The sequence below is a fragment of the Streptomyces tailanensis genome (assembly GCF_008386495.1).
Classification (GTDB): domain Bacteria; phylum Actinomycetota; class Actinomycetes; order Streptomycetales; family Streptomycetaceae; genus Streptomyces; species Streptomyces tailanensis.
Genome location: NZ_VTHJ01000130.1, coordinates 1 through 8,231 on the forward strand (window position 1 = coordinate 1; position 8,231 = coordinate 8,231).

At 69.6% G+C, this 8,231-nt stretch carries 9 protein-coding genes and 2 pseudogenes; 3 read left to right on the top strand and 8 right to left on the bottom strand.

The genetic code is table 11. The features are described 5' to 3' along the window. Window positions 1–55 precede the first annotated feature (55 nt). From F3T56_RS44830 to F3T56_RS44845, 4 genes and pseudogenes are all read right to left on the bottom strand, one after another. Window positions 56–775 (bottom strand): annotated as a pseudogene (locus F3T56_RS44830) (zinc-binding dehydrogenase); the annotation flags it as partial. A 1-nt stretch (window position 776) separates the two neighbouring features. After that, window positions 777–1,433, bottom strand: a pseudogene (locus F3T56_RS44835) (extracellular solute-binding protein); the annotation flags it as partial. A 111-nt stretch (window positions 1,434–1,544) separates the two neighbouring features. Continuing rightward, complete coding sequence (locus tag F3T56_RS44840; RefSeq protein WP_149831216.1) at window positions 1,545–2,348, bottom strand: DeoR/GlpR family DNA-binding transcription regulator; 804 nt, start codon at window positions 2,346–2,348, stop codon at window positions 1,545–1,547. 422 nt (window positions 2,349–2,770) lie between these two features. Continuing rightward, a complete protein-coding gene (locus tag F3T56_RS44845) occupies window positions 2,771–3,580 on the bottom strand; it encodes an NAD-dependent epimerase/dehydratase family protein (RefSeq protein ID WP_149831217.1) in 810 nt (269 codons plus the stop codon). 203 nt (window positions 3,581–3,783) lie between these two features. Between F3T56_RS44845 and F3T56_RS44850 the strand changes: the two genes are divergently transcribed. Together F3T56_RS44850 and F3T56_RS44855 are read left to right on the top strand one after the other, a co-directional pair. Further along, window positions 3,784–4,749 (top strand): 5-dehydro-4-deoxyglucarate dehydratase, encoded by a 966-nt coding sequence (locus F3T56_RS44850; RefSeq protein WP_149831218.1) that lies wholly within the window; start codon window positions 3,784–3,786, stop codon window positions 4,747–4,749. Between the two features lie 40 nt (window positions 4,750–4,789). Continuing rightward, window positions 4,790–5,965 carry a hypothetical protein gene (locus F3T56_RS44855; protein WP_149831219.1) on the top strand — a complete coding sequence of 392 codons (1,176 nt, stop codon included), beginning with the start codon at window positions 4,790–4,792 and terminating at the stop codon, window positions 5,963–5,965. Between the two features lie 93 nt (window positions 5,966–6,058). On the opposite strand, the gene F3T56_RS46795 is transcribed toward F3T56_RS44855, so the two are convergent. The 4 genes from F3T56_RS46795 to F3T56_RS49595 all read right to left on the bottom strand — a co-directional run bounded on the left by F3T56_RS46795 (window position 6,059) and on the right by F3T56_RS49595 (window position 7,136). Then, complete coding sequence (locus F3T56_RS46795; protein ID WP_172639479.1) at window positions 6,059–6,226, bottom strand: hypothetical protein; 168 nt, start codon at window positions 6,224–6,226, stop codon at window positions 6,059–6,061. 397 nt (window positions 6,227–6,623) lie between these two features. Beyond that, on the bottom strand, window positions 6,624–6,764 hold the full coding sequence (locus tag F3T56_RS50505; RefSeq protein ID WP_484422113.1) for a DUF7848 domain-containing protein: 141 nt from the start codon (window positions 6,762–6,764) through the stop codon (window positions 6,624–6,626). After that, on the bottom strand, window positions 6,754–6,897 hold the full coding sequence (locus tag F3T56_RS46800; protein ID WP_172639480.1) for a DUF7848 domain-containing protein: 144 nt from the start codon (window positions 6,895–6,897) through the stop codon (window positions 6,754–6,756). Before F3T56_RS46800 ends, F3T56_RS50505 begins: the two co-directional genes overlap by 11 nt. A gap of 104 nt (window positions 6,898–7,001) precedes the next feature. After that, complete coding sequence (locus tag F3T56_RS49595) at window positions 7,002–7,136, bottom strand: hypothetical protein (RefSeq protein ID WP_281291986.1); 135 nt, start codon at window positions 7,134–7,136, stop codon at window positions 7,002–7,004. Between the two features lie 691 nt (window positions 7,137–7,827). On the opposite strand from F3T56_RS49595, the gene F3T56_RS44860 reads away from it, so the two are divergent. Next, the coding region (locus F3T56_RS44860; protein ID WP_149831220.1) for a helix-turn-helix transcriptional regulator at window positions 7,828–8,231 on the top strand (404 nt) is incomplete at its 3' end.

Here is an 8,231-nt window from a genome sequence, read left to right on the forward strand (position 1 = left end):
CTGGGGGCGGTAGCCCCCAGGGATGGGACGGGTAGGGGCGGCGGGGGCGAGGACCCTACGGGACCACGACGATCTTGCGGCCCACTCCTGACGCGAACTGGTCCAGTGCCTGGGGGTACTGGGCCAGCGGCAGGCGGTCGCTGATGAAGATCTCGGGATCGAGGACGCCGTTCGCGAACAGCTCCGCCGCGCGTTCGAAGCTGTGGAGGACCGCCATCGAACCCGTGATCGTGATCTCCTGGTTGTAGATGCGGTACGGGTCGATCGTCACCCGTGTCGCATAGTCCGCCACCCCGAACTGCAGGAACGTGCCCGCCTTCGCCACCCGGTCCAGGCCGTCCTGGATCGCCGCCGCGTTGCCGGTCGCGTCGACGACCAGGTCCCAGCCCTGCGGGCGGTCCAGTTCGTCCGGGTTCGCGGCGGACGCCGAGACGCCGAGGCGGCGGGCCGTCTCCAGCCGTGCCGGGTTGACGTCCACCACGTCCACGCTCGCCGCGCCCGTCCGCTTGGCCAGCTCCAGCATCATCAGGCCCATGGTTCCGGAGCCGTAGATCAGGACGTGGGCGCCGAGGCGGGACTGGAGGACGTCGTAGCCGCGTACCGCGCACGACAGAGGCTCCACCAGGGCCGCGTCCTGCGTGCGGACGTGGTCAGGGAGCCGTACACAGTTGGCCACCGGCGCCACCGCATACTGCGCCGCGCCCCCCGCTGTCGTCACCCCGATCGCGGCCCAGCGCTCGCAGAGGTTGTTGTGGCCGGTACGGCAGTACCGGCATGACGACCGTGGTCAGCGGCGCCATGACCTCGCCCCAGCCGGGCAGGCCGCGCAGGCAGATGCCCTTCATACCGGACTCGGCCCCTTCCACCTTCGCGGCGAGGCCGGCGACCTGCTTCCAGGTGGGCTTGTCGGGCATGGTCACGCCCGCCTTCTCGAGGACGTCCTTGCGGTACATCAGGAAGGAGGACTCGCCGTAGAAGGGCTCGCCGTAGAGCTTGCCGTCCTCCGCGGTGAGGGCCTGCGTCATCGGGGTGAGGATGTCGTCCTGGTCGAAGACGGTGTCGCTCTTGACGTACGAGTCCAGGGAGTGGAGCCAGCCGTTCTTGGCGTAGATCGGGATCTCGTAGTTGCTGAGGGTGGCGACGTCGTACTGGCCCGCCTGGTTGGCGAAGTCCTGGCTGATCTTGTCGCGGACGTCGTTCTCGGGGAGGACGGTGAAGTTCACCTTGATCCCGGTGTCCTTGGTGAAGTTGGCGGCGGTCAGCTTCTGCAGCTCCACCATCTGGGGGTTGTTCACCATCAGGACGTTGATGGAGTCGCCGCCGGTGGATCCGGACCCGCCGGCGCCGGCGCAGGCGGCGAGCGGAGTGATCAGCGTCCCTACGGCGGCCATGAGGAGGAGGTGGCGTGGCGCGCGTCGGCTCTGTGTTCGCATGGAGTGCCCCTGGACATTTGGGAGCAAAGGGGGCGGTGGTGGGGCTGGGGGTGCCATATAGGTGGGTGGGTTTGATTACTGGATCTTCAAATGGGGGCAGTGGACCGGACGTCAGGCGCGGATGACCTGCGGCCCCAGCAGGGAGTAGCGGTGGGCCTCGGCCGCGGGGAGCAGGGTGCTCGTCACGATCGCCTCCAGTGCGCCGATGTCGGCGAACCGGCAGAAGCTGACCGCTCCGAACTTGGTGTGCACACCGGCGAACACCGTGCGCCGCGCGGACCGGATCCCCTGCGCCTTGACCTCGCCGACCGCCGGGTCGGGGGTGGTGAGGCCGTGGTCGCGGGTGATGCCGTTGGCGCCGATGTACGCCAGGTCGATGACGAAGCCGGCGAGCATCTTCGTCGTCCAGTGGTCGACGGTCGCCAGCGTGCCGGAGCGCACCCGGCCGCCGAGCAGCAGGACCGAGGTGTTCTCGGCCTCGGCGAGCAGGCCCGCGACCGGCAGGGAGGCGGTGACCACGGTCAGCGGGCGGTCCCTGGGCAGGGCCTCGGCGACGAGCTGCGGGGTGAAGCCCTCGTCGACGAAGACCGTCTCGGCGTCCCCGAGCAGCCCGGCCGCCGCGGCCGCGATCCGGCGCTTCTCGGGTACGTGGCTGGTGGCGCGGAAGGCGAGCGTCGTCTCGAAGCCGGCGCTCTCCACCGGGTAGGCGCCGCCGTGGGTCCGGCGGAGCAGGCCGTGGTCCTCCAGGACCCGCAGATCCCGCCGCACCGTCTCCTTGGCCACGCCCAGTTCGGTGGCGAGCTCGGTGACGTCGACCGAGCCGGTGGTTCGCGCGATGCGCACGATCTCACGCTGGCGGTCCTCGGCGGTCTTCGCCGCATTGGCCGTCGTCTCCGTCGGCTTGGCCGTCGTCATCGTCGACACCCGCTTCCGTGCTGTGCTGTATGACTCGATGTGACTCGATCGCCTCCGTGGCGTTCGCATCGTGTTGCCCGTTCGGGCCCGGTTGGGGCCTGTGGGGGAATTTCTACAGCGGTGGTGCGGGTCTGAACAGCTCTGTTGTCGAGTCGATGCTGCCCGTTTCTGACCGTTTGGCTCGGTGGGTGACCGTCTCGGACCTGCGTGGCCAGGGTGCGTGCCGGGCGCCGCGGGTGCTGTGCGGGACTTCCAACACACCCCCTAGATCGCGGGCGTGGGATCGGGCAGCGCTGATGCCCGAATAGGGGAGCGGGCGGGCCCGTTCGGTGCCCGCCCGCTCCTCTCGTACGACGTACGCCCTCGTTATCCGTGCGCCGTACGAGCCCTCTGTGCCGTCGCCGTCAGGACGGCCTGTGCCGTCAGTACGGCCAGATCGGGGGCTCGCTCACGAAGTGGCCGCCCAGGTGGGCGTGCGCCACGTTCCCGGGGGCCAGTTCGCCCTGCTCGGCGATCAGCTTCTCGGCGTACGGCTCGGAGTCGTCCTGCGGCTCGTAGCCCAGCGCGCGGGCGGAGGTGAGGTCCCACCACAGGCGCGTGTTGGCGGAGGAGCCGTAGACGACGGTGTGGCCGACGTTCTCGGCGGTCAGGGCGGCGTGGAAGAGGCGGGCGCCGTCGGCCGGGCTCATCCAGAGCGAGAGCATGCGCACGCTGGTGGGCTCGGGGAAGCAGGAGCCGATGCGGACCGAGACCGTCTCCAGGCCGTGCTTGTCCCAGTAGAACTGGGCGAGGTCCTCGCCGAAGGACTTGGACAGGCCGTAGAAGGTGTCCGGGCGGTGAGGGGTGTCGATCGGGATGAGGGGATCGTCGCCCTGGGGCCGGGGGGCGAAGCCGACCGCGTGGTTGGAGGAGGCGAAGACGATCCTGGGTACACCCTCCTCGCGGGCGGCCTCGTACAGGTTGTACGTCCCCTCGATGTTCGCCTTGAGGATCTTCTCGAAGGGGGCTTCCAGGGAGATGCCCGCGAGGTGGATGATCGTGTCGACGCCCCGTACGGCCTCCCGGAGGGCCTCCTTGTCGGCGAGGTCGGCGGTGATCGCGTCCGGTTCGCCCTCGACGGGGCGCACATCGAGGAGGCGCAGCTCGTAGCCGTACGCCGGGAGGAGCTCCCGCATCAGGGTGCCGAGGCCACCGGCGGCGCCGGTGAGCAGAACGGTGCGGGGAGCGGGCATCCGGGGATCTCCTTGCATCGCCATCTGTGCACATGTGCGTCTGTCATTCACATTCGTGGACACGCTAGGGAGTGCGGGTCCCATGCGTCAAGTGGGCGCGGAGGCGGGAAATCGCTGGTGCGGTACGGGTTGCCCGGCTTGACCGGCCCCAAGGGGGCGCCTTAGCGTGCTCTTGTTCAGAAATGTAAACACTGATCAGCGACATGGACTTGGGAGAGCCCGTGACGTCAGCCCCGTCTGCCACTCTCGCCGCCCGGCTCAGTGTCCCCAGCGGGCCGCTGTTCTTCCCCGTCACGGCGTATGGCCCGGATGGCACGATCGACCTCGACGCCTACCGGGCGCACATCCGCCGGGGTGTCGAGGCCGGGGCCGCCGCCGTCTTCGCCTGCTGCGGCACCGGCGAGTTCCACGCGCTCACGCCCGAGGAGTTCCAGGAGTGCGTACGGGCGGCCGTGGCCGAGACGGCCGGACGGGTCCCCGTCGTGGCCGGCGCCGGCTACGGGACCGCCCTCGCCGTCCGCTACGCGCGTCTCGCCGAGGAGGCCGGCGCCGACGGTCTGCTCGCCATGCCGCCCTACCTCGTCGTGGCCGCCCAGGAGGGCCTGCTGCGGCACTACCGCGGCCTCGCCGCCGCTACCTCCCTCCCCGTGATCGTCTACCAGCGCGACAACGCCGTGTTCACCCCCGCCACGGTGGTGGAACTGGCCCGCACGGAGGGCATCGTCGGCCTCAAGGACGGCCTCGGCGACCTCGACCTGATGCAGCGGATCGTCAGCACGGTACGCACCGAAGTCCCCGGCGACTTCCTCTACTTCAACGGCCTGCCCACCGCCGAACTGACCCAGCCCGCGTACCACGTCCTCGGGATCACTCTCTACTCGTCGGCCGTCTTCTGCTTCGTACCGGAGATCGCCCTGGCGTTCCATCAGGCGCTGCGGTCGGGCGACGACACGCTCGTACGACGGCTGCTCGACGGCTTCTACCGGCCCTTCGTCGAACTCCGCTCCCAGGGACGCGGCTACGCGGTGTCACTCGTGAAGGCAGGGGTACGGCTACGAGGGCTGGACGTGGGAGAGGTACGGCCGCCGCTGCACGAGCCGGCGGAGGAACACGTCAAGCAACTGGGACAGTTGATCGAGCGCGGGTACGCGCTGCTCGAAGAGGACTGAGAGCGCTGAGACTGCGGAAAGCGCGGAGAGTGGAGGGCAAGTGAAGGCGTCGACGTTCGTCTACCCCTGGGATGTCAACGGGGATCCGGCCGCCGCGGAGCGCATCGCGGGGCTGGGCGTGCGACAGGTGACGCTCGCCTCCGCGTACCACTCCACCCGCGCGCTCACCCCCCGCCATCCCCGGCATCGCATCGTCACCGCCGGGCACGCGGCCGTGTTGTACCCGCCGGGGGCGCGCTGGGAGGGGCGTACGCTGCGGCCGTACGCGGCGGGTGAGTGGGCGCCCGGTGACGCGTACGGGGAGGCGGCCGAGGCGCTGGCCGCCGCCGGTCTCGAGGTGCACACCTGGGTCGTCCTCGCGCACAACTCCCGTATGGGCGCCGAGCATCCGTCGACCTCCGTGGTCAACGCGTACGGCGACCGCTACCCCTGGGCCCCGTGCATCGCCCAGCCGGCCACCCGCGAGTACCTGGTCGACCTGGCGGCGGAGGCGGCCGTCCGGCCCGGCGCGCGCGGCACCGAACTGGAGTCCCTCGGCTGGTACGGCCTCTCCCACCTCCACGCCCACGACAAGACCGCTGGGATCGGCCTCGGTGACGCCGGGCAGTACCTGATGTCGCTGTGCTTCTGCGCGACCTGCCGGGACGGGTACGCCGGGGCCGCCGGCCTGGACCCGGACGCCCTGGCAGCGTCCGTCCGCGACGCGCTGGAGCCCCTGTGGCGCGGCGCGACCGTCGACGAGGGCTGGCCGGCGATCGAGAAGCTGCTCGGCGCCGAGTTGGCGACGGGTACGCGGGAGTGGCGGGACGGCATCGCCCGCTCCCTCCAGGAGGCGGCCGTCACAGCGGTACGGGCCGCCGCACCCGAGGGGTTTCAGGTGCTGCTCCACGCGGACCCGGTGACGTACCACTGCGGAGCGAACCCCGGGGTCGACCCCGCGCACATCCTCGGCGTGGCCGATGGGGTCGTCGTCCCCTGCGCGGGCGGCCCGGGGCTGCTGCCCGCGTTCGCGGAGGAGACGGGGGCCGCGGGTGGTGCCGTCCTGGCCGCCAACTTCGGGGTCGTGTCGGGGATGGGGGGGAGCCCGGGGAGCCTGGCGGAGGATGCCGGGCGAGTGGCCGAGTCGGGGGCCACCGAAATGCGGCTGTATCACGCGGGGCTGGCGTCGGACGCGGATCTGGTGGCCGTACGGGAGGCGCTCACCGCGGTGGGCTGAGCGAGGGGTTTCGCCCCCGCCGCCCCACCCTTACGGCTCCCCGCCCGGAGAGCGGTCCCTTGCCCACAGCGCAAGGGACCCACTCCGTAGTGGTCACAGCGCGGCAAGTGCGCACATCACCAAGATGGTCCCGCCGAACACCGCCCCACCGAACAGCAGAGACTCCAAGTCGCTTTTGTCCGTCGCGTTGTAGATGACAGCGCCCACGATGGCGACCACGAGAGAGACCACAAGCACCATCGACCTGTTGTTCATGCCCATCCAATTTCGCCTAGTAGCGGCCCTGTCACAGGTACCGGGAGGGGCATGGGCGGCCCGACAGGGGAACCGCCCCACCCGCCACAAACCGAGTGCGCATGTCACATTCCTTGTCGGGTGAAACAACGGCTTACGTGCCTGCCCCTCCGCGCAGTACGCGGCCAGAACAGGCAACCGTCTCTCGTGAGAGGCGGACCGGCGTGGCGGCTCCACCAGTTGCCTTCCGCTGCCATGTCGTCACTCCTCGCACGTGATGAGGCGCCCCCAACTGCGGCCGGAGCGCTCGCAGTCGGGGGCGCGGGCCCGTCCCAGCGGGGGAACGGGACGGGGGTCATGCGTTGCTGCCCTTGGGCCTCGCGACGCCCCGGAAGCGGCAGCCATCGGATTTGGTGCTGGGCGGTTACACGCCCTGGGCGTCGTGCTCGGCGTAGGGATTGCCCTCAGACGGACTCACGCGCCAGAACGTCTCTGCCATCGCCTTGAACTGACGATGCGTCGGATTCAGGCCCGTGTGTTTCAGCGCCCAGACCTCAACTGGCAAAACGTTTGTTGCCAGTTGGCTGCACCTGCGCCCCGCACGTCATGCACTCGGCCGAATAGATGCCGTCCGGCGCCCCCTCGGCGGTTTCCGGCCCGAGCGTCCACTGCGCCGCCTTGATGATCGCGCGCTTCACAGTGCCCCCCTGCTACGCCGGTTGGCTTCCTCCACTTTGGCGCTCAACCTGTTGAGATCCCGGGCGCTGTCCGGAACTTCCTCGACATTGGCAAGGGGCACGGGCTATTCCCGCCCGCCGTGCTCGGGGCGCAGATAGGCAGTCTTGCCCAGCACGTCAGTGAGAATCCCGGCTTTCCCGCTCGGGCCGCTTACGCGCTTGCCGATCACGGGGTGGCGTCCAGCCTTGCGGGCGTTCATCGCGTGCCCCTTTTCGGGGTCCGTAGGGCCTGCGTGACGGATGCCGGATAGGCCCCATGGTCCGGATGACGGCGCAGCAAAACGACGCAGTCGGATTTCAGGCTTTGGTCAGGAGTCGAATCCTTGAGCGCTTCAAGATCCTGGCACTGCTTGCAGTCGCTCATGACGTCCCCCGGTGCGCTTCCTGGGCGCCTGCGCGGACGCTGCGGGGCGAGGCGCCCAACTGTGCGACGTAGGGCCGGACCAGGGCGCCCGTGTTCTCCCATGGACGCCGAGGGAAGTACGTAGCGCGCGCTTGCGGTTGGGTGGCACGCGGAGGCGCGCCGTGCCTGCCCCTGCGGGTTCTGCGCGCCGTGACCAGGCAGGCGCCCAGGACGTCCGGCGACGGCCGGTTGGAGGGCGGTGCAGGGGGTGCTTGTGGCGTTGCGGCGCGGCTGTGCTTGCCGGGGGTGCGTCGCCGGAATGCGGATCTCACCCTTTCGAGGGTTCGTGATACGAACATGGTGGCTGCCTGCTTCCTTCAGGTGGTCCACGCCCCCGGCCGGTCGCACGGCGCGGGGGTCCTTGCTGTCTGCCTACGCTCCCTGCTGCACGCAGGCCGCACCACGGCAGAAGTGCCGCATTTGGGCGGCATGTTGGCTGCACGCGGTACGCTGACCAGGGAAGACAGGACCCCGGACGGAGTACCGGAATGGCAGGGAAGCGGCAGCGCCTCGCGCAGCGCCGGAAGGCGAGCGGCTACACGCAAGAGCAATTCGCGGATGCCCTGCAAGTCGACCGCACTACGGTGCAGCGTTGGGAAAAGGGCGAGGTCGACCCCCAGTCACATCAGCGGCCGAAAATGGCAAAGCGGCTAGAACTGACGTCCAGAGAGCTGGACGAATTGCTGGCGTCCGACTCTCTGCCGATTGCTCCGGCACCTGCTTGGTTTGTCGCCGCTACGCCGAAAACCGATGACGAAATGGCCGCGTGGGAATTGTCTCGACGGATGCAGGCAAGCGACGTTGGAGCGGAAACCCTAACGCGTCTAGGGCCTGTATCTGGTTTCGATCAAGGGGTGGCCCGCGCGAGCTCCTTGATCCAGATCATCGAGCC

Coding starts and splice junctions, on each gene's coding strand:
- F3T56_RS44840 (WP_149831216.1), bottom strand. CDS start 2,348: ATGACGACGGCCAAGCCGACGGAGACGACGGCCAATGCGGCGAAGACC.
- F3T56_RS44845 (WP_149831217.1), bottom strand. CDS start 3,580: ATGCCCGCTCCCCGCACCGTTCTGCTCACCGGCGCCGCCGGTGGCCTC.
- F3T56_RS44850 (WP_149831218.1), top strand. CDS start 3,784: ATGGACTTGGGAGAGCCCGTGACGTCAGCCCCGTCTGCCACTCTCGCC.
- F3T56_RS46795 (WP_172639479.1), bottom strand. CDS start 6,226: ATGGGCATGAACAACAGGTCGATGGTGCTTGTGGTCTCTCTCGTGGTC.
- F3T56_RS49595 (WP_281291986.1), bottom strand. CDS start 7,136: ATGAACGCCCGCAAGGCTGGACGCCACCCCGTGATCGGCAAGCGCGTA.